The following is a 19,295-nucleotide window of genomic DNA, read 5'->3' as shown; positions in this document are numbered from 1 at the left end:
TTTTGTGGGGGGTGGGGTGGGGGGGGGGTTGGTTGTGTTGTGGTGCTCTTTGCGCCCCCCCCCCCCCCCCCCCCCCCACGACCACCTGTACCGAGCTGGTGGCGGACCGACTCGCTAACCTGCAGTTATGGCGAGAGTCGCGAAGCTGGTCTATTACCCCGTCAAGGGCTGCGCGGGGACGTCGGTCGACACGGCCGACGTCACCCCGGCGGGCCTCAGGTTCGACCGTGCCTGGATGGTCGTGTCGGCCGAGGGCGAGTTCCGCAGCCAGCGGAAGCAGCCGGTGATGGCCTCGATCCGGGCCGAGGTGCTGGACGACGGCGCCCGCCTGCGGCTGGCCGCTCCGGGCTTCGAGGATCTCTTGGTCGAGACCGTCACGGACGGGCCGCGGCATCCCGCGGCGACGTTCACCTGGCAGGGCAAGGGCGTCCACCAGGGTGACGAGGCCGCGGAGTGGTTCTCCGACGTCCTCGGCCTGCCGTCGGTGTTCGTCGGGCTCACGCCGGAACACGAGCGCGTCACCAACGGCGAGATCTCCGGCACCGCGGCCTTCGACGACGCGCACGCGATCCTGCTCACCTCCGAGTCCTCTTTGGACGGTCTGAACGAGCGGATCGCGTCCCGCGGCGCCGAAGCCGTGCCGATGGACCGCTTCCGGCCCAACATCGTCGTCGCGGGCTGGCCGGAGGCGCACCGCGAGGACGACGTCCGCTCGCTCACCGCCGGCGGTCTCGACCTGGGATACGCCCAGGTCTGCATCCGCTGCACGGTGCCGATGGTCGATCAGGAGACCGGCAAGAAGGCCGGGCCCGAACCGATCCGCTCCCTCGCCGACTACCGCCGCGAACCGGAAGGCGGTGTCTCGTTCGGGATCAAGATGGCGGTGACCGGTCCGGGTCAGGTGTCCGTCGGCGACGAGGTGATCGTGCACTCCTGGGCCGGTCCCAGCCCGAGCACGGCGGACGCCGAACCGCCGTTCACGGCGACCGCGAGCCGTCCCGCGGAATCGGTGTAGAGCACGTTCCGGCCCGGCGGCACCGTGCCGAAGGTGTCGCCGACCAGTGCCTTCACCAGAACGTGTTCGCTGCTGACCGAGACCGTGCCGGACAGGCCGGCCAGTTCGAGGTCGGCGGGGCTCGCGGCCAGCTGGACGTTGCCGAAGTGGTCGACCGTGAGCACCTCGGTCACCAGCTTGCCGGGGAACACCGCGACGAACGGGTCCGGCAGCCGCACGAGGTCGTCGACGGGCGGCCCGAACTCCTCGGGAGCGACCCCGAGCGCGAGATGCGCCGCCGCCGGGGCGAAGACGTCGCGACCGTGGAACGTCGACGAAGTCACCGGAAGGCGGTATCCCGGCGCCGCGAGTTCGTACGCGGCTATCACCCCGGTGAGTGTTTCGGCGGCGGGAATGAGGAGCCCGTTGTCCGGGCCGACGAGCATTCCGCGTTCGGTGACCACCACGACGCCGCGCCGCGCGGTGCCGACGCCGGGGTCCACGACGGCGAGATGGACCGACTCCGGCAGATACGGCGCGGTCTGGGCGAGCACCTCGGCGCCGGTCCTGACCTGCTGCGGAGGGATCCCGTGGCTCACGTCGATCACCCGGACGGACGGCGCGATCCGCGCGATCACCCCGTGGCACGCGGCCACGAAACCGTCGCACAGTCCGTAGTCGGTCGTGAACGAAACGCAGTGGATCGGCATGATCAGCCATCATCCTTGATCGCTAGGGTGCAGCCGTGACGACGCTCGAATACCCGAAGATCGCCGCCGGCAAGATCCGTGAGCTCTACGCCGTCGATGACGAGCATCTGCTGCTCGTCACTTCGGACCGGATCTCCGCCTACGACGTCGTCTTCGACACGCCCATCCCGGACAAAGGGCGAGTGCTCACCGCGATGAGCGTGTTCTGGTTCTCCCTGCTCTCCGATGTCCTCCCCAACCACCTGGTCTCCTACGAAGACGAACGCATCCCCGCCGAGGTCCGCGGCCGCGCGCTGCTGGTGCGGCGGCTGGCGATGCTGCCGTTCGAAGCCGTCGCCCGCGGTTATCTCACCGGTACCGGTCTCGCCGATTATCGCGCGCGCGGCACGGTTTGCGGCGTCGAACTTCCCCCGGGCCTGACCGAGTCCTCCCGGCTCCCCGAACCGATCTTCACGCCCGCGACCAAGGCCGACCGCGGCTCGCACGACGAGAACATCGCCTTCTCCGACGTGGTCGGGCAGCTCGGCCGCGAGCGGGCCGAAGAAGTCCGCGAGGCGACGTTGGCGGTGTATCGCCGCGGCGCGGAGTTCGCCGCCGAACGCGGCATCCTGCTCGCGGACACGAAGCTCGAATTCGGCATCGACCCCGACGGGAACCTCGTGCTCGCCGACGAGGTCCTGACCCCGGATTCCTCGCGCTACTGGCCCGCCGGTGGTTACGCGCCGGACAGTCCGCAGCCGTCGTTCGACAAGCAGCCGCTGCGGGACTGGCTCACCAGTCCCGCGTCCGGCTGGCACCGCCGGGACAGACCCGGGTCACCGCCCTTGCCCGAGGACATCGTCGCCGCCACGCGGGCGAGGTACATCGAGTCCTACGAACGCATCACCGGCCGGTCGCTGCAGGATTGGCCCGCCTGACCAGCGGCGTTCATCCCGTTGTCAGTCCGCCGCAAGCCCGGGCTGGCGTAATGGGGATCGTGGACGCACGTTTGCTGGTTTCCCTGTCCGGCGTGACCACCCGGACGTTGCACCGCTGTGCCGACCTCGCGGCCGAGCTCGACAGGCGCAAGGTCCCGATGTCCGTGCTCTACGCCGCCAGGACCGGCGAGGGCCCCGTGACCGAGTGGATCCGGACGCGCCGCAAGCACGGCGACTCCGTCCTCCTGCACGGTTACGACCACCGGATCCCGCCCACCCATCGCGCCGTCCACCTGGGCAAACGCGCCGAGTTCGCGGCTTTGCCCGCGCACGAGGCGCGGCTGCGGCTGATCGCGGCGAAGGCGGCGCTCGACGCCAACGGCATGGCCGTCGACGGATTCGCGCCGCCGCGCTGGATCGCGTCGGAGGGCACCCTGCAGGCCCTGCGCGAGCACGGGTTCAGGCTGTGCGCGGATCTGGTCTCGGTACGGGATCTGGTGTCCGGCGAGGTCCGGCGCGCCAGGGTGCAGGAGTTCGGCGGACCCTCGCACCGGACGGAGACCGTCCGGTGTTTCGCGCTGGTGCTGGCCGCCGCGAGGGCCGCGCGCCGCGGCGGGCTGGTGCGGCTCGGCATCGAGGCCGCGGACCTCGCCCGGCCGGGGCTGCGGCAGGCGTTCCTCGACGCCGTCGACGTCTCGCTGGAGAACCGCGCTTTCGGAACCACCTACGGCTCGCTCTCGCGAACGCGGGTTAAATTGTCGGGATGACCGACCAGGGTGACGCGCCGCCGACGCTGATGCGGCTCTGGCGGCGAGCGGAGCGCCCGACGCGCGGCAGGCCGTCGGTGCTCGACATCGACGGTGTCGTGGCGGCCGCGGTGGCTCTCGCCGATCGCGAAGGCGTCGCGAACGTGACGCTGGCGAGCGTGGCGAAGGACCTGGGCGTCACGAAGATGTCGCTGTACCGCCACATCGGTTCGAAGGCGGAGCTGCTGGAGCTGATGGCCGACTTCGCCATCGGCGATCCGCCGCCGGTGGAGTCCACCGGCGATTGGCGGGCCGAGCTGACCACGTTGGCCGAGGCCAACCGCGACGTCCTGATGAAGCACCCGTGGCTGGTCGAGCTGCCGCTCTCCGGTCCACCGGCGGGCCCGCACGCGGTCGCCTGGATGGACGCGATCCTGCGCACGCTGCGCGACACCGGACTCGACTGGGGCACCAAGGGTGGGGTCCTGGTCCTGGTCAGCGGCTTCGTCCGCCTCGCGTGCGCGCAGGCCATTCAGCTCGCCGAGGGCCGGAAAGAGAGCGGGTTGAGTCAGGCGCAGGCCGAACAGGCCTACGGCAAGGGGCTCGCCGAGCTGATCGACCCGGAGCGTTTCCCCGACGCCGTGGGTTTCCTGACCTCAGGACTCGGTGGTTCCGACCAGGCTCCCGACGCCGACTTCGACTTCGGTCTCGAAGTCGTTCTCAACGGCGTCGCCACTCTCGTCGACGCCGGCTGACAAGCACCCCGCAATTGTATTAGTATCCGTCGGACAATAATTAGTGTACGTTGGATACTAAAGGGGGATCCATGACATCGATACCGACGAGTGAGCGGGTGCTCGCTCCGGATCTGGCCAGGGGTTTCGCGCTACTGCTGGTCGCGCTGGCGCATACCGCGAGCATCTTCCTGGGGAACTCACCGGGTGTCGATCAGACGCCGCAAGGCCTGGAACGGCCGTACTTCGTGCTGCTGTTCGTCTTCGTGCACGCGTGTGCGTTGCCACTGTTCGGCATGATGCTCGGCTACGGGATGGTGCAGTTCGCCGACCGCCAGGAGGCGCTGGGGCAGCCGTGGCCGCGGACGCGTGGCGTCCTGCTCCGGAGGCACGCGTGGTTGCTGGTCTTCGGTGCCGTCGACGGCGTGCTGCTCTTCTCCGGTGACGTGCTCGGCGCCTACGGCGTCATCGGTGTCGTTTTCACTCTGCTGCTCCTGCGGCGCGGTAAGGGCTTGTATCGGATTCCGGCGCTGTACCTGGGTTTCGCCCTTTGTGGCCTCGCCGTGCTGATGTACCTGGTGCTCACCGGGAACTCCGGTGACGCGCCCGTCCCGTCCCCCGAGGACACGTCCTCCCTGGCGCCGACGTACGGCGACGCCCTGCGAGGGCGCCTGGTGGAATGGCCGTCCATCACGATGGTCCTGCTGCCGTCGATTCTCTTCGTCTGGGTGGGCGCTTGGGCCGCGAAGAAGCGCTTGCTGGAGGAGCCGAACCGGAAGCTCCTGCTCGTCGGCGTGTTCGGCGGATTCGGCGTCGCGATCGCGGGCGCCTTGCCGATGGGGCTCTTCGCCGGCGACTACCTCGGCTTCGACGAGGAGACCGCTGGGTACGCCAAGCTGCTGTACGAGGGAGCCGGCGTGTTCGGCGCGATCGGCTACCTCAGCCTGTTCGGCCTGGTCGGCATGGCGATCGGCAAGAAACGCCGCGGCGTCGTGGTCACCGCCATCTCCGCACTCGGCCAGCGCACGCTGAGCGCGTACCTGTTCCAGTCGGTGGCGTGGCTGATCCTGGCGCCGCCGTTCCTGCTCGGACTGGGCGGACAGGCCGGCGACCGACGTTCGTGGCGGTCGCCTGCGGACTCGGCGTGTGGCTGCTGACGGTCGTCGTCGCGTACCTGATGCACCGCGGGTCCTATCGGGGACCGGCGGAGATCCTGGTGCGGAAACTGGCCTACCGCCAGAGCTTCACCGGCTCCCCGACATCGAGCACCTTCACCTCGGTGCCTTCCGGGGCGAGGTTGACGAACAGGCCGTAGTGCATCTGCGGCCGCGCGAGGACGGCTTCGTGGATCGGGACGGCGAGGCGCGGCGACACCGCACGCAGGTAGTCCACGGCTTCGCCGGCCTTGAGCCACGGGGCGCCGGTGGGCAGGCCGAGGACGTCGATCTTCTGTTCCGGCACGAAGAACGAGTCACCCGGGTGGTAGAACGCGCCGTGGTCGACGATGTAGCCGACGTTCGGGATCACCGGGATCTCCTCGTGGATCACCGCGTGTTCGCCGCCGACGACGTTGACGGCGCTGCTGCCGCTGGAACCGATTTCGAAGGCGTCGCCGGGGTTCGCGATCTGGAACTCGGCGCCGATCTTCCCCACCGCTTCGGCGGAACCCGGGTCGACGATCAGCCGCACGCCGGGATTCGCCGCCAGCAACGCGGGCAGCCTGTCCATGTCGAGGTGGTCGAAATGCTGGTGGGTGATCAGGACGGCGTCCAGTTCACGCTCGCCTTCGAAGCCCGCCGAGAAGGTGCCGGGGTCGATCAGGATCCGCGCGCCCTCGGTCTCCAGAAGGGTGCAAGCGTGTCCAAAATGGACGATACGCATCAGGGTTCTCCTTCACGGTAGGTCATTTCCAGCCTATGCCCGGAGCAGGGCGTCGCCAAGTTCGGTGCGCAGGTAGCGCACTTCTCGGCCGCGGCGCCGCGTGCCGAGCAGGCCCGCCGTACGCATCGCGGTCAGATGTTGTGAGACCGTCGGCGCGGTGAAGCCCAGCCTGCGCGCCAGTTCGGTGGTGCTCGCGGGTTCGTTGAGGGTCGTCAGCAAGGCGGCTTTCGTCCGGCCGAGCACTCCCGCGAGCGCGCCGGGCGGGCGTTCGGGATCCGACCAGAGTCCGGCCACGCCGCGCGCCGGGTACAGCAGCGAAGGCTGCCACGGCTCCATCGTGATCAGGCCGACCGAAGGCCACGCGAAGACGCCGGGGATCAGCAGCAGACCACGGCGGTCGAGGTGGACGCGGCCGCGTTCCTTCATCTCGATCACCAGGACGTCGTCGACGAGCCGCACGCGCGGGTGGATGTCCTCGAGTACCAGCGCGATACCGCCGGCGGCCAGGCGTCGCGAGCGCTCTTCGATGTCGGCGGCGAGGAAGCGGCGCATCCGGGGCCAGTGCGGTTCGACCAGTTCGGTCCAGGCGATCTCCATCTGGCTCGCCAGCAGATCCCTCGCCTCGGCGGGATCTTCCGGCAGCCCGCTCAGGTCAGTGTCTACTTTGGACAGTTCGCGGGCGACCTGCTCCGGTGACGTGCGACGGATTTCGGCGAGCTGGGCGGAAGCGGTGGTCTCCGGGCCGCTCGGCGGCGGGCTGAGGAAGTCGGTGATGTAGTGGCGCGCGCTCATCACCTTGGCGAAGCCGTCGATGGGGAGGTCCGGCAGTTTCGCGGCCGCCTCGCGCAGCCACGGCAGATGACTGGGATGCCCGCGCCGTCCGAGCAGGGTCTGCATCGCGCCCATGGTCTCGTCGAGCGGGGAGATGCCGAACCGGACGCGGTTGGCGCTCTCGGCGGTCAGGACCAGCTCGATCATCGGATTAGGTTATGGCCTAATCAATGGTTCTGGCCAGGCCTGGTTCGGCACTGTTCGTGACATGACGTTGCTTCGCAATTCCGGGTATCGGCGCTGGTCGGCGGGGGTCCAGCTGAACCGGCTGTCCGCCACGATGGCGCCGCTGGCCTTCACCGTGCTGACCACCGCGACCACCGGTTCGTACCGGCTCGGCGGGATCATGATGGCCGTCTTCGTCGCCGCCGAGACGGTCGGCGCCGTGCCGACCGGGCGGCTGCTCGACCGCGTCGGACCCGCACGAGGTCTCGTCGTGCTGCTTCCTTTGGTCGCCGCGGGACTGTTCCTGCTGGCCGCGGTCGCTTCCGCCGGCGCCCCGGACCTGGTGCTGCTCGCGCTGGCGATCCCGCCGGGGCTGGTCGCGGGCGGGTTGAACGGCGGTTTCCGGACACTGCTCGCCGGGACGGTGACCGAAGACGAGTTGCCGAGGGCCGTTTCGGTCGACGCGATGATCTTCGAAGGTGTCATCGTCGGCGGGCCGCTGCTGGTGGCGCTCCTGGCGACGTCCGGCCCGGCCGTCCCGGTCCTCGCGATGGCCGTCGTCGCTCTGCTCGCGGCCCTGTTCGTACCGCGGCGCACGGTCACCCGAAATCCACAAAGGACGGTCGAACGCCAGGCGATCCCGGTCGCCGCCTGTGTGCCGTGGCTGGCGGGACTGTTCACCGTCGGGCTCCTGCTGTCGACCATCGAGGTCGGCCTGCTGCCGCTCGTCCAGCGCCTCGGCGCTCCCGACTCGGCGACGGCGATCGTCATCGTGGTGCTGTGCGCCGCCAGCATCGGCGGGAGCGCGCTGTACGCGGCACGGGGGAAGGCCGGCGATCCGCGGCTGTTCCTCGCGGGTTTCGTGCTCGGCGGGATCGTGGTTTCGGCGGGCTTCGGCTGGGCCGGGCTGCTCGGCGGGGTCGCGCTGATCGGGCTCTGCACCGGTCCGCTGATGGCCGTGACTTCGGTCAACCTGCAGAAACTGCTGCCGGAACGCCGCCGATCGGAGGGCTTCTCGCTGGCCTTCACCGTACAAGCGTCGGGGTTCGGGCTTGGCTCGCTGGCGATTGGGATGCTGCCGGTGTGGCTGGCCCCGCTTCTCGGTGTCCTTGCGGCCCTCGTCTCCTGTGCGATGCTGGTGGCCCACCCCAGGCGAGCTATTGGCACGCCGTCAGTAACGTCGTAGCCTGGGCTTTGAGCCGAGACACGGGAGAAGTCGATGACCGCAGTCCAGCCGAAGCCGACCGCGCAAAGCGTGGGGGAGACCTTCGATTCCCTCAGCCCGGCGACCGACGAGGTCGTCGGCACCTACCCCGTGCACAGCGGGGAGGACGTCCGCGCCGCCATCGCCCGTGCGAGGGACGCCGCCGAATGGTGGGCCGGGCTCGGGTACGACGGTCGCGCCGAACGGCTGCGCCGCTGGAAGGGCGTCATCACCCGCCGTCTGCCGCAGCTGTGCCAGGTCGTGCGCGACGAGACCGGCAAGCCGATCGCCGACGCGCAGCTGGAGAGCGTCCTCGCCATCGAGCACATCGCGTGGGCGGGCAAGCACGCGCGCAAGATCCTCGGCAAGCAGCGCCGCGCGGCCGGGCTGATGATGTCGAACCAGGCGGCGACGGTCGAGTACCAGCCGCTCGGCGTCGTGGGAGTGATCGGGCCGTGGAACTATCCGGTGTTCACCCCGCTCGGCTCCATCGCCTACGCCCTCGCCGCCGGCAACGCCGTGGTCTTCAAGCCGAGCGAGTACACGCCTGGCGTCGGGAAATGGCTGGTCGACGCCTTCAACGAGGTCGTCCCGGAGTGGCCGGTGCTACAGCTGATCACCGGCTTCGGCGAAACCGGCGCTTCGCTCGTCAGCGGAGGCGTCGGCAAGATCGCCTTCACCGGTTCCACCGGCACGGGCAAGAAGATCATGGCCGCGGCCGCCGAGACGCTGACCCCGGTGATCATCGAGGCGGGCGGCAAGGACGCGGTCCTGGTCGACGCGGACGCCGACCTCGAGGCAGCCGCCGACGCGACCGTCTGGGGCGCGTTCTCCAACTCGGGCCAGACCTGCATCGGCGTCGAGCGCGTGTACGTCCACGAGCGTGTGCACGACGAGTTCGTCGCGAAGGTGGTCGAGAAGTCGAAGGACTTGCGGGCCGGTTCGGACGCGGCCGCGCAGTACGGCCCGGTGACGATGCCTTCGCAGCTCGCGGTGATCAAACGCCACATCGCGGACGCCATCGAACGCGGCGGCAAGGCGCTGGTCGGCGGCATCGACGCGGTCGGCGACCGTTATGTCCAGCCGACCGTGCTCGTCGGCGTGCCGGAGGACTCCTCGGCGGTCAAGGAGGAGACGTTCGGCCCGACCGTCACCATCGCCAAGGTCCGCGACATGGACGAGGCCGTCGAGAAGGCCAACGACACCAAGTACGGCCTCGGGTCGACAGTGTTCTCGAAGTCGCGCGGCATGGAACTCGCCGGACGGCTGCGCACCGGCATGACGTCGATCAACGCGCCGCTTTCCTTCGCCGGTATCGCTTCGCTGCCCTTCGGTGGCGTCGGCGACTCGGGCTTCGGCCGGATCCACGGACCGGAAGGCCTGCGCGAATTCGCCCGGCCGAAGGCCGTCGCGCGACAGCGGTTCACCGCGCCGATCGTGCTGACCTCGTTCTCCCGCAAGGAAAAGACCGACGCCCTGGTGGCGAAGCTCATTACGGTGCTGCACGGGAAACGCTGACCGGTCGTCTGTCAACCCCCTTGTGCTAGGAACGGTCCTTTCCTTGCGAAATTTGCAAGGAAAGGACCGTTCCTAGCGTTTACGGGAGCATGAAAGGTCCGGTCACGAGCCCCGGATGAGGTCCGCGGCCTTCTCCGCCACCATGATCGTCGGGGCGTTGGTGTTCCCGCGCGGCACCACGGGCATCACCGACGCGTCCACCACCCGCAGCCCATCCACCCCGCGCACCTTCAGCGACGGATCGACGACGGCGTTCTCGCCCGTCCCCATCGAGCAGGTCCCGACTGGGTGGTACAGCGTCTGCGTCTTCTCGCGCACGTAGTCGGCCAGTTCGCTGTCGGTCAGGTCGTGGCGCTCCGGCAGGAACGGCTTGTCCAGGTAGCGCGCGAGCGGGCCGGACTTCCCGATCTCCACCAGGGCACGCAGCCCGGCCAGCATCTTCTCCATGTCCACGGACTCGGCGTAGTAAGCCGGGTCGATTTCGGGCTTCCACAAAGGATTCGACGACTTCAACCGCAACCGTCCCCGGCTCGCGACGTCCACGAGCGTTGCCGCGGACGTGAAGCCGGGCACCGTCGGCTCGCGCATTCCGTTGTCGTAGAACAACGTCGGCGCGACATGGATCTGCGTGTCCGGTGGTGAGACACCGTCCGCGGCCGGGAAGAAGGCGCCCGCCTCGCCGATGTTCGAGGCCAGCGGACCGCGTTTGGTGAGCTGGTAGCGCACCAGGCCGCCCGGCGTCGCCGCGTCCACCAGGTCGGTGGTGCCGCGGGTCGACCAGATGATCCCGCAGGCCGGGTGGTCGTGCAGGTTTTCGCCGACGCCGGAAAGCGCGGCCACCACGTCGATCCCGTGCTCCCGCAGGTGTTCCGCCGGGCCGATGCCGGAGAGCATCAGCAGTTGCGGCGAGTTCACCGCGCCGCCGCTGAGCAGGACTTCGGTGGACGCGCGCACCGTCGTCTCGACGCCTTTGTCCAAATAGGACACACCGACGGCGCGGGTCCCTTCGAACACCACGCGCGTGGCCTGGGCGTTGGTTCGCACGGTGAGGTTCGGGCGCGACAACGCGGGCCGCAGGTACGCGTCGGCCGTCGACCAGCGGCGGCCCTTCTTGCAGGTCACCTGGTAGACGCCGGCGCCTTCCTGTGACTCGCCGTTGAAGTCGTCGGTGCGCTTGAGGCCCCAGGCGACCGCGGAATCCACCCAGGCGTGGGACAGCTCGTGGGTGAAGCGGCGGTCCTCGACGTTCAGCGGCCCGTCGGTGCCGTGCAGCGGCCCGCCGAGCCGCTGGTTGCCTTCCGCCCGTTTGAAGTACGGCAGGACGTCGTCGAAACCCCAGCCCTCGGCGCCGTGCCCGTCACGCCAGCCGTCGTAGTCCGCGCGGTTGCCGCGGATGTAGATCATCGCGTTGATCGAGGAACAGCCGCCGAGCGTCTTCCCGCGCGGCCAGTACAGCGTCTTGCCGGTGTGCTTCTGCTCGACCGTCTCGTAGTTCCAGTCCCACTTCGTCTTGAACAGACCGGGGAACGCCGCGGGGATGTGGATCTCGTCGGCGTCGTCCTCACCGCCCGCTTCGAGCAGGAGCACCCGCGCTGACGGGTCCTCGCTCAGCCGGTTCGCCAGCACGCATCCCGCGCTGCCCGCGCCCACGATGACGTAATCGAAGGAGTCCTGATCGGCCACGGTGCCTCCTGCTGCTGCTCACCCGGTGTTGGCGTACTGCCAATGGGCTCATCTTGGCCCAGCGACGCGCTCCGAGCATCCCCCAGTCGAAGGATCGATGCGAGCTCAGTCGGAGTCGGGTGAAAAAGAAGTCACGCAAGGACCGCCTTCGGCACTGTCATCGGTTTCGACCCGGCCGGGCCGCCGGACGCCGTCGACCTCACCCGCGAGGTGCAGGATCGTCTGCTCGGCGGTGGTCAGCACGTCGGCCTTTTCGACGGTGTACCTGGCCTCGCCGTGGATGATCTGCTGCACGCCGTCGCGGGTCGTGCCGGGCACCTTCTCGCACAGCACGGACAACGCCGCCGGGATGTCACGCGTGTTGATCGCGTCGACGAACTTGTTCCCCGCCTCTTCCCCGGTCTTGACGTCGGGCCGCGGCGACGGCTTCGTCTCGATGCCCGGCAGCGGCTCGGGCTCGCCGCCGACCTTGGCGTCACGCACGCACCATCCGCCCTCGCCGGGGATCATCGCGATCCCGACGGTCTCACCCGCGGCGGTGAACGCGGCCGAGTACTCCTGCGCCGCACGCTGGTGCGCGGGCGTGCTGAGCTGTGCGCCGCCGGACACGGCCATGGTCTGCTCGAAGGTGTAGGACCGCTTCGAGCGGATCGTGCACCAAAGCTCGCTGACGCGGTGCTCGCCGACGCCGTTCACGAAGGACTGGCTCAGCTGCTCCGGCGTCGCGCGCGAAGTGGTGTCCGCCTTGGCCTTGAAGAACCCCGGCGAGACGAAGCCGGTGAACGCGACACCGCCCGCGATCAGGACGAAGACCAGCACGAGAGTGATCCAGAGCCAGGCCTTCGTCTTCTTCGGCGGCGGGTTGTACCCGTACTGCGGTTGCCCGTAGGTCATGCGGCAACCGTAGTGAAGTAGGCTCGGGCGGTACCCACGACCTGCGTGAATAAGGAGCAGCCTGCCGTGGCCCGAGTCGTTGTCGACGTCATGCCCAAGCCCGAAATCCTCGACCCGCAGGGGCAGGCCGCGCTCGGCGCCGCCGGTCGTCTCGGCTTCACCGGGATCGCCGAGATCCGTCAGGGCAAGCACTTCGAGATCGAGGTCGACGACTCCGTCGACGACGCGACGCTCGAAAAGATCGCCGAAGGATTCCTCGCGAACCCGGTCATCGAGCAGTGGACCATCAAGCGGGTGGACGCGTGAGCGCCCGCATCGGGGTCATCACCTTCCCCGGCACGCTCGACGACGGTGACGCCGCCCGCGCCGTCCGCTACGCCGACGCCGAGGCCGTGCCGCTGTGGCACGCGGACGAGGACCTGAAGGGCGTCGACGCCGTCGTCGTCCCCGGTGGCTTCTCCTACGGCGACTACCTGCGCGCCGGCGTCATCGCGCGGTTCGCGCCGGTGATGTCTTCGGTGATCCAGGCCGCCCACAAGGGCATGCCGGTGCTGGGCATCTGCAACGGCTTCCAGATCCTGTGCGAGGCCGGGCTGCTGCCGGGCGCGATGATCCGCAACGCGGGTCTGCACTTCATCTGCCGTGACCAGTGGCTGCGCGTCGAGAACACCGAGACCGCGTGGACCACCCGGTACGACAAGGACGCCGAGATCCTCATCCCGATGAAGAACATCGACGGCTGCTTCGTCGCCGAGCAGGCCACCCTCGACGAGCTGGAGGGCGAGGGCCGCGTGGTGTTCCGCTACGTCGGCGGAAACCCGAACGGCTCGCGCAACGACATCGCCGGGATCCGCAGCGAGAACGGCCGCGTCGTCGGGCTCATGCCGCATCCGGAGCACGCCATCGACGCCCTCACCGGGCCTTCCGACGACGGACTCGGCATGTTCTACAGCGCGGTGGACGCTCTTTCCTTGGTCGCGCGCTGACGTAAAGTCTCCGTCGGGCGCCTGACACCCACGCATTTCGTCCTCTGAATGCGATAGTTGCACACGCAAGTACCGCATTCAGAGGACGAAATGCGTAGGGGTGTCAGGAGGCGGCGGCTACCAGGGCTGCGTAGGGGCCACCGGCGGCAAGAAGCTCCGAGTGCGAGCCCAGCTCGGTCACCCGGCCGCCCTCGACGACCGCGACCCGGTCCGCCGCGGCCGCCGTGTGCAGCCGGTGCGCGATCGCGATCACCGTGCGCCCCTCGAGCACCGCGCTCAGCGACCGTTCCAGTTCCCGCGCCGAACCCGTGTCCAGCAACGAAGTCGCCTCGTCCAGCACCAGTGTGTGCGGGTCGGCCAGCACCACCCGCGCCAGCGCCAGCTGCTGCGCCATCGCCGCCGGGACCGCGACCGCCCCGGCCCCGACCTTCGTGTCCAGTCCGTCCGGCAGGCTCGCCACCCATTCCGAAGCGCCGACCGAGGCCAGCGCGGCCAGTAGCCGGTCGTCGGACCAGTCCCCGGCGGGCAGCGTGAGGTTGTCCCGCAGCGTCCCCGCGAACACGTGCTGTTCCTGGGTCAGCAGCAGGACCTCACCACGCAGGACGTCGTCCGGCAGCGTCGACACCTCGGCGCCGCCGATCCGCACGGAACCCGACGTCGGCGCCGACATCCCGGCCAGCAGCCGTCCCAGGGTCGATTTGCCCGCACCGGACGGACCGACGATCGCCAGCCGTTCACCGGCGGGCACCCGCAGGTCGATCCCGTGCAGCACTTCGCGGTCCGCGTTGTAGCCGAAGCGCACGTCGCGCACCTCGATGTCCTGGCCGCGCGGAGCCTCCGAAGCCGCAGTGGTCGACGAAGGCGGCCGCACGCCCAGCAGCCGTCGCAGTGAGGCCCCGGCGACCTGCATGTCCGCGAGCCAGAACAGCGCCTCGTTCAGCGGACCGGTCATGACCTGCGAGTACAGCAGCATCGCGGTGATCGTGCCGAGCCCTGCCCAGCCGTTCGAATAGGCGAGCAGGCCCAGCCCGAGCATCACCGGCACCGGCAGCACGTAACTGATCTCCAGCGACGGGATCCACCGCATCTGCAACGCCCGGATCTTGCGCTCGCCCAGCATCGACGCGTCGAGCCCGTCGTGCCCGGTCCGGATCCGGCGGCCGGTCAGGCTCAGCGCCTCCGCCGTCCGTGCGCCCTCCGCCGTCTCGTGCGTGGTGGACTGCAACTCGGACCACTTGTCGAGCATCCGCCGCATCACGTCCGGGATCCGCCGCTGGTACCAGATGTTCACCGGCACCAGCAGCGGCAGCGCGACCAGCAGGCCCAGCGCCAGGAACGGCGACGTGATCACCATCGCCACCACCGTGAACACCACGGTGACCGCGGCGATCAGGATCTCCGGCGCGCCGAACCGGACCGCGTGGTCGATGCGGCTGACGTCGGTGGTCGCCCGGCTGAGCAGATCACCGGTGCCCGCGGCCTCGACCGTCCCGAGCGGCAGGTTCAGCGCGTTCCCGACGAACTCCTCGCGGTTGCGCGCCAGGATCCGTTCACCGAACACTCGCGCGCGGAGCCGGGCCAGCCCTTTGAACCACGCCTGCGCGGCCAGCACCACCACGAACGCGACCGCGAGCCAGGTGATCGTGGTGGTCGTCGTGCCTCCGACGACCTCGTCCACCAGCGCGCCCAGCAGCCGCGGCCCGGCCAGCCCGATCGCGGTGGCGACGCAGAACAGGCCGAGCATCACGGAGAACTCGCGCTTGTTGTCCCGCGCGGTCTCCTTGATCCAACGTCGAACGTCTTTCTTGTCTGCCAGCGGCAGCTTCTTCATGCGGGCACTTTCGTACTCACGACCACATCGGCCACATGTGTCCACAGTGGACTCTGACTGAACACGACGGTGGTCTTGCCGCGCCGCAGCTTCGCGACGCGTTCGGTTATGCGGGCTTCGGTATGCGCGTCGACGGCCGAGGTCGGCTCGTCGAGCAGCAGGACGTCGGCGTCGGTCGCCAGCGCGCGGGCCAGGTTCAGCCGCTGCCGCTGACCACCCGAAACCTCACGTCCGCGTTCGCCGATCACCTCGTCGACGCCGTTGGGCAGCGCGTCCACGATGTCGTCGGCGTCCGCCGCGTACAGCGCTTCGGTGATCTCTACCTCGCCGGGCTCGCTGGGGGTGACCTGTTCGCGCAGCACTCCGGAGAACCAGATGTCCTGGTTGTGCGCGAACACGACCCGCCGCCGCAGCTCGCCGAGGGCGACCCGGTCCACCGGAACTCCGCCGACGAGGGCCGGCTCACTCGGATCGGTGAACCGCGCCATCCGCGAAGCCACCGCTTCGGCGTCGGCTCCGACGTCGACGACGGTCAGTTTCCCGGCTTCGACCTTGATCCCGGACGTCTCGTCGTACAGGTCCAGCGGGCCTTCCGGCAGCGGGATCGGGTGCTCCGGCTCGGCGAGCGTGCGTTCGGTGGACAGCAGTTTGCACACCTTCCGCGCCGAAACCAGCGCGGCGCTCAGCACGCCCGCGAACTCGGTCGCCGTCGTCACCGGGATCACCAGGAACACCGAGACGCCGTAGAACGTGATCAGTTCGCCGACGCCGATGGTGCCGTTGATCGCCAGCTGCGCGCCCAGCCAGGTGATGACCACCGTGACCAGGCCCGGCAGCGCGACCTCGACGCCCGCGAGCCACGCCTCGCTGCGTCCCACCTGGACACCGGCCGCCCGCACCCGCTGGCTGGAGCGGCGGAAGCGGTCGAGGAACTGCTTCTCGCCGCCGACACCGCGAAGGATCCGCAGGCCGGAGACGATGTCCGCGGCCAGCGCGTTGACTTCGGTCTTCTCCTCGCGCTGCTTCGTCTGGCGTTTCTCCAGCGGCTTCAGCAACGGGCCGATGCCGACCACCGCCAGCGGGACGCCGACCAGCGCGACCACGCCGAGCAACGGAGACGTCGACAGCAGCGCCGTCGCGCAGACGATGAACGCGATCAGCGAACCGAAGGCCCGCCCGAGCACCTCGAAGGAGTCACCGATCGGGTTGATGTCGCTGGTGGTGATCGCCACCACGTCACCGGTGGTGGTCGTGTCCCGCAGGTTCGCGCCCAGCTTCGCGGCGTGCTCGGTGGCGAGCCGCTGCGTCACCCCGGCGCCGTGGATCCAGCATCCGTAGGACGCGAAATGCTGCACCGTGCCCGCGAGCGTCTGCGCGATACCGAGCCCGGCGGCCACGAGGCCCCACAGCCAGACGGAATCGCCGTCGCCGCGGCCGATCGCGTCGATGCCCCGGCCGATCGCGACCGGCAGCAGGGCGATCGGCAGCGACCACAGCGCACCGCTGATCGCCGAGACGGCGAGCAGTCCCGGGCGCGCGAGCATCATCCTGACGAGGTATCGCCAGGCGGTCGGCTTGGCGGGCAGGCGTAGTCGCGGAAGGGGATATGTGGCGGAAAGCACGATCATCGACGGTAAGCGGATCGCATGCGTCAGCGCGACCGATTTATGCGTAGGCGACCGCGAGGTGAACTTGCCGTTCGCCTATTCTGGCGGCCGTGGCGAACCCTGATGTGGACACCGTGACCAGCACCGTTGACGTCCCAGTCATCCCAGTCGACACCACCGCACTCGCCGAGGCGACCCCGGAGCAGACCCAGCCGTACGTCGAACTCGGCCTCGCCGACGACGAGTACGCCCGGATCCGGGAGATCCTCGGCCGCCGTCCGACCGACGCCGAACTGGCGATGTATTCGGTGATGTGGAGCGAGCACTGCTCGTACAAGTCCTCGAAGAAGCACCTGCGCTACTTCGGTGAGACCGCCACTCCCGAAATGAAGGAGAAGATGCTCGCCGGCATCGGCGAGAACGCGGGAGTCGTCGACATCGGCGAGGGCTGGGCGGTCACCTTCAAGGTCGAGAGCCACAACCACCCGTCCTACGTCGAGCCGTACCAGGGCGCCGCGACCGGCGTCGGCGGCATCGTGCGCGACATCATGGCGATGGGCGCGCGCCCGCTCGCGGTGGCGGACGCGCTGCGCTTCGGTCCGGCGGACGCCCCCGACACCCGCCGGGTGCTGCCCGGTGTGGTCGCCGGCGTCGGCGGTTACGGCAACTGCCTCGGCCTGCCGAACATCGGCGGCGAGCTGGTGTTCGACCAGAGCTACGCGGGCAACCCGCTGGTCAACGCCCTGTGCGTCGGCGCGATGCGCGTCGAGGACCTGCACCTGGCGTTCGCCTCTGGCAAGGGCAACAAGATCATCCTGTTCGGCGCGCGCACCGGTCTCGACGGCATCGGCGGCGTGTCCGTCCTCGCCAGCGACACCTTCTCCGGCGACGAGTCCTCCGGTGGCCGCAAGAAGCTCCCGAGCGTCCAGGTCGGCGACCCGTTCACCGAGAAGGTGCTCATCGAGTGCTGCCTCGAATTGTTCGCCCAGAAGCTCGTCGTCGGCATCCAGGACCTCGGCGGCGCCGGGCTCTCCTGCGCGACGTCGGAGCTGGCGGCGGCCGGTGACGGCGGCATGCACATCTACCTCGACCGGGTTCCGTTGCGCGCCACCGGGATGACCCCGGCGGAGGTGCTCTCCAGCGAGTCGCAGGAGCGCATGTGCGCGGTCGTCTCGCCGGAAAACGTCGAGGCGTTCATGAAGGTCTGCGAGAAGTGGGACGTCATCGCCACCGACATCGGCGAGGTCACCGACGGCGAACACCTGGTCATCACCTGGAACGACGAGGTCGTCGTCGACGTCCCGGCGCACACCGTGGCGCACCAGGGCCCGGTGTACGACCGCCCGATCCAGCGTCCGTCCACACAGGACGCGCTGCGGGCCGACACCTCGGCGAAGCTGCCGCGTCCGTCCACCTCGGACGAACTGCGCGCCGACATCCTCAAGTTGATCTCGTCGCCGAACCAGGCGTCGAAGGAATGGGTGACCTCGCAGTACGACCGCTACGTGCGCGGCAACACCGTGTCCGCGCAGCCGTCGGACTCCGGCGTCATCCGGATCGACGAGTCGACCGGCCGCGGGGTCGCCGTCTCGACCGACTGCAACAGCAAGTTCGTCTTCCTCGACCCGTACGAGGGCACGAAGCTCGCACTGGCCGAGGCATACCGCAACGTCGCCACCAGTGGCGCGAAGCCGGTCGCGGTTTCGGACTGCCTGAACTTCGGCGCGCCGACCGACCCAGGCGTGATGTGGCAGTTCGAGCAGGCCCTGCACGGTCTTGCCGACGGTTGCGTCGAACTCGGCATCCCGGTCACCGGCGGCAACGTCAGCTTCTTCAACCAGACCGGTGACGTGGCCATCCTGCCGACCCCGGTGGTCGCCGTGCTCGGCGTGATCGACGACGTCACCCGCCGCATCCCCACCGGAATCGGCGCCGAGGCCGGGGAAACCCTGCTGCTGCTCGGCGAGACCCACGACGAGCTGGACGGTTCCGCCTGGGCGCGCGAATTGCACGGTCACCTCGGCGGCCGCCCGCCGAAGGTCGACTTCGCCCGCGAGAAGCTGCTCGCCGACATCCTCATCGCCGGTTCCCGCGACGGCATGATCTCCGCCGCGCACGACATCTCCGACGGCGGCCTGATCCAGACGCTCGTCGAGACCGTCCTCATCGGACAGTGCGGCGCCCGTGTCTTCCTCGACTCGGAGCAGGACCCGTTCGTGCAGCTGTTCTCCGAATCCGCGGGCCGGGTGCTGGTCGCCGTGCCGCGTACCGAGGAACTGCGGTTCACCGAGATGCTGACCGCGCGCGGTCTGCCGTGGCGCAAGACCGGCGTCGTGGACCCGGAGTCGGGCTCGCTCGAACTCCAGGACCTCACGGAGTTCACGCTGGACGAGCTTCGGGAGACCTGGGAGCGCACGCTCCCCGCGCTTTTCGACTGAAGCTGAAGTGGCCGTTCGGTACAGCTGGTCGTGGGGGGGGGGGGGGGGGGGGTGGTCGGCCGCCCCCCCCCCCCCCCCCCCCCCCCCCCCCCCCCCCCCCCCGACGCCGCGCTGGCGGCCGGGATCAATTTCATCGACACCGCCGACATGTACAGC

At 69.3% G+C, this 19,295-nt stretch carries 17 protein-coding genes; 10 read left to right on the top strand and 7 right to left on the bottom strand.

The window, feature by feature from the left end; genetic code table 11:
- Positions 1-127: 127 nt before the first annotated feature.
- Entirely contained in the window at positions 128-1,015 is an 888-nt protein-coding gene (locus ACZ6DT_RS01525) for an MOSC domain-containing protein (RefSeq protein WP_465587019.1), read from the top strand.
- Here ACZ6DT_RS01525 and ACZ6DT_RS01520 read toward each other — a convergent pair.
- The gene (locus tag ACZ6DT_RS01520) at positions 898-1,704 is read right to left on the bottom strand and encodes an SAM hydrolase/SAM-dependent halogenase family protein (RefSeq protein WP_465587017.1); all 807 of its coding nucleotides are present in this window, start codon (positions 1,702-1,704) and stop codon (positions 898-900) included. The genes ACZ6DT_RS01525 and ACZ6DT_RS01520 overlap by 118 nt on opposite strands.
- A 35-nt stretch (positions 1,705-1,739) precedes the next feature.
- On the opposite strand from ACZ6DT_RS01520, the gene ACZ6DT_RS01515 reads away from it, so the two are divergent.
- The 4 genes from ACZ6DT_RS01515 (at position 1,740) to ACZ6DT_RS01500 (ending at position 5,258) form a co-directional block, all read left to right on the top strand.
- Positions 1,740-2,621: a phosphoribosylaminoimidazolesuccinocarboxamide synthase gene (locus tag ACZ6DT_RS01515; protein ID WP_465587015.1), complete on the top strand. Its 882-nt coding sequence runs from the start codon at positions 1,740-1,742 to the stop codon at positions 2,619-2,621.
- Between the two features lie 50 nt (positions 2,622-2,671).
- A complete protein-coding gene (locus ACZ6DT_RS01510) occupies positions 2,672-3,388 on the top strand; it encodes a DUF2334 domain-containing protein (RefSeq protein ID WP_465587012.1) in 717 nt (238 codons plus the stop codon).
- Positions 3,385-4,122: a TetR/AcrR family transcriptional regulator gene (locus tag ACZ6DT_RS01505; RefSeq protein ID WP_465587009.1), complete on the top strand. Its 738-nt coding sequence runs from the start codon at positions 3,385-3,387 to the stop codon at positions 4,120-4,122. Before ACZ6DT_RS01510 ends, ACZ6DT_RS01505 begins: the two co-directional genes overlap by 4 nt.
- A 71-nt stretch (positions 4,123-4,193) precedes the next feature.
- Positions 4,194-5,258, top strand: a complete 1,065-nt coding sequence (locus ACZ6DT_RS01500; protein WP_465587008.1) for a DUF418 domain-containing protein — start codon at positions 4,194-4,196, stop codon at positions 5,256-5,258.
- 73 nt (positions 5,259-5,331) lie between these two features.
- On the opposite strand, the gene ACZ6DT_RS01495 is transcribed toward ACZ6DT_RS01500, so the two are convergent.
- On the bottom strand, positions 5,332-5,982 hold the full coding sequence (locus tag ACZ6DT_RS01495) for an MBL fold metallo-hydrolase (RefSeq protein ID WP_465587006.1): 651 nt from the start codon (positions 5,980-5,982) through the stop codon (positions 5,332-5,334).
- A gap of 33 nt (positions 5,983-6,015) precedes the next feature.
- On the bottom strand, positions 6,016-6,960 hold the full coding sequence (locus ACZ6DT_RS01490; RefSeq protein ID WP_465587003.1) for an ArsR/SmtB family transcription factor: 945 nt from the start codon (positions 6,958-6,960) through the stop codon (positions 6,016-6,018).
- A gap of 61 nt (positions 6,961-7,021) precedes the next feature.
- Here ACZ6DT_RS01490 and ACZ6DT_RS01485 point away from each other — a divergent pair, with 61 nt between their 5' ends.
- Both ACZ6DT_RS01485 and ACZ6DT_RS01480 read left to right on the top strand, forming a co-directional pair.
- Complete coding sequence (locus ACZ6DT_RS01485; protein WP_465587000.1) at positions 7,022-8,164, top strand: MFS transporter; 1,143 nt, start codon at positions 7,022-7,024, stop codon at positions 8,162-8,164.
- 33 nt (positions 8,165-8,197) lie between these two features.
- Positions 8,198-9,700 (top strand): aldehyde dehydrogenase family protein, encoded by a 1,503-nt coding sequence (locus ACZ6DT_RS01480; protein ID WP_465586998.1) that lies wholly within the window; start codon positions 8,198-8,200, stop codon positions 9,698-9,700.
- 102 nt (positions 9,701-9,802) lie between these two features.
- On the opposite strand, the gene ACZ6DT_RS01475 is transcribed toward ACZ6DT_RS01480, so the two are convergent.
- Together ACZ6DT_RS01475 and ACZ6DT_RS01470 are read right to left on the bottom strand one after the other, a co-directional pair.
- Complete coding sequence (locus ACZ6DT_RS01475; protein ID WP_465586995.1) at positions 9,803-11,383, bottom strand: GMC family oxidoreductase; 1,581 nt, start codon at positions 11,381-11,383, stop codon at positions 9,803-9,805.
- Between the two features lie 105 nt (positions 11,384-11,488).
- Entirely contained in the window at positions 11,489-12,277 is a 789-nt protein-coding gene (locus ACZ6DT_RS01470) for a hypothetical protein (RefSeq protein WP_465586993.1), read from the bottom strand.
- A gap of 66 nt (positions 12,278-12,343) precedes the next feature.
- Between ACZ6DT_RS01470 and purS the strand changes: the two genes are divergently transcribed.
- Positions 12,344-12,583: a phosphoribosylformylglycinamidine synthase subunit PurS gene (purS, locus tag ACZ6DT_RS01465; protein WP_007032538.1), complete on the top strand. Its 240-nt coding sequence runs from the start codon at positions 12,344-12,346 to the stop codon at positions 12,581-12,583.
- Positions 12,580-13,263: a phosphoribosylformylglycinamidine synthase subunit PurQ gene (gene purQ / locus ACZ6DT_RS01460; protein ID WP_465586990.1), complete on the top strand. Its 684-nt coding sequence runs from the start codon at positions 12,580-12,582 to the stop codon at positions 13,261-13,263. The genes purS and purQ overlap by 4 nt, the downstream gene beginning before the upstream one ends.
- Positions 13,264-13,366: 103 nt before the next feature.
- Here purQ and ACZ6DT_RS01455 read toward each other — a convergent pair whose 3' ends face one another.
- Together ACZ6DT_RS01455 and ACZ6DT_RS01450 are read right to left on the bottom strand one after the other, a co-directional pair.
- Positions 13,367-15,094, bottom strand: coding sequence for an ABC transporter ATP-binding protein (locus ACZ6DT_RS01455; protein WP_465586987.1), 1,728 nt, complete (start codon positions 15,092-15,094; stop codon positions 13,367-13,369).
- Entirely contained in the window at positions 15,091-16,716 is a 1,626-nt protein-coding gene (locus ACZ6DT_RS01450; RefSeq protein ID WP_465586984.1) for an ABC transporter ATP-binding protein, read from the bottom strand. The genes ACZ6DT_RS01455 and ACZ6DT_RS01450 overlap by 4 nt, the downstream gene beginning before the upstream one ends.
- A 95-nt stretch (positions 16,717-16,811) precedes the next feature.
- Between ACZ6DT_RS01450 and purL the strand changes: the two genes are divergently transcribed.
- Complete coding sequence (gene purL, locus ACZ6DT_RS01445; protein WP_465586982.1) at positions 16,812-19,139, top strand: phosphoribosylformylglycinamidine synthase subunit PurL; 2,328 nt, start codon at positions 16,812-16,814, stop codon at positions 19,137-19,139.
- Positions 19,140-19,295: the final 156 nt, after the last annotated feature.

The organism is Amycolatopsis sp. NPDC041971 (assembly GCF_055588925.1).
The sequence above is the reverse complement of the archived record's forward strand: the minus strand, read 5'-3'. Positions and strand labels throughout refer to the sequence as shown.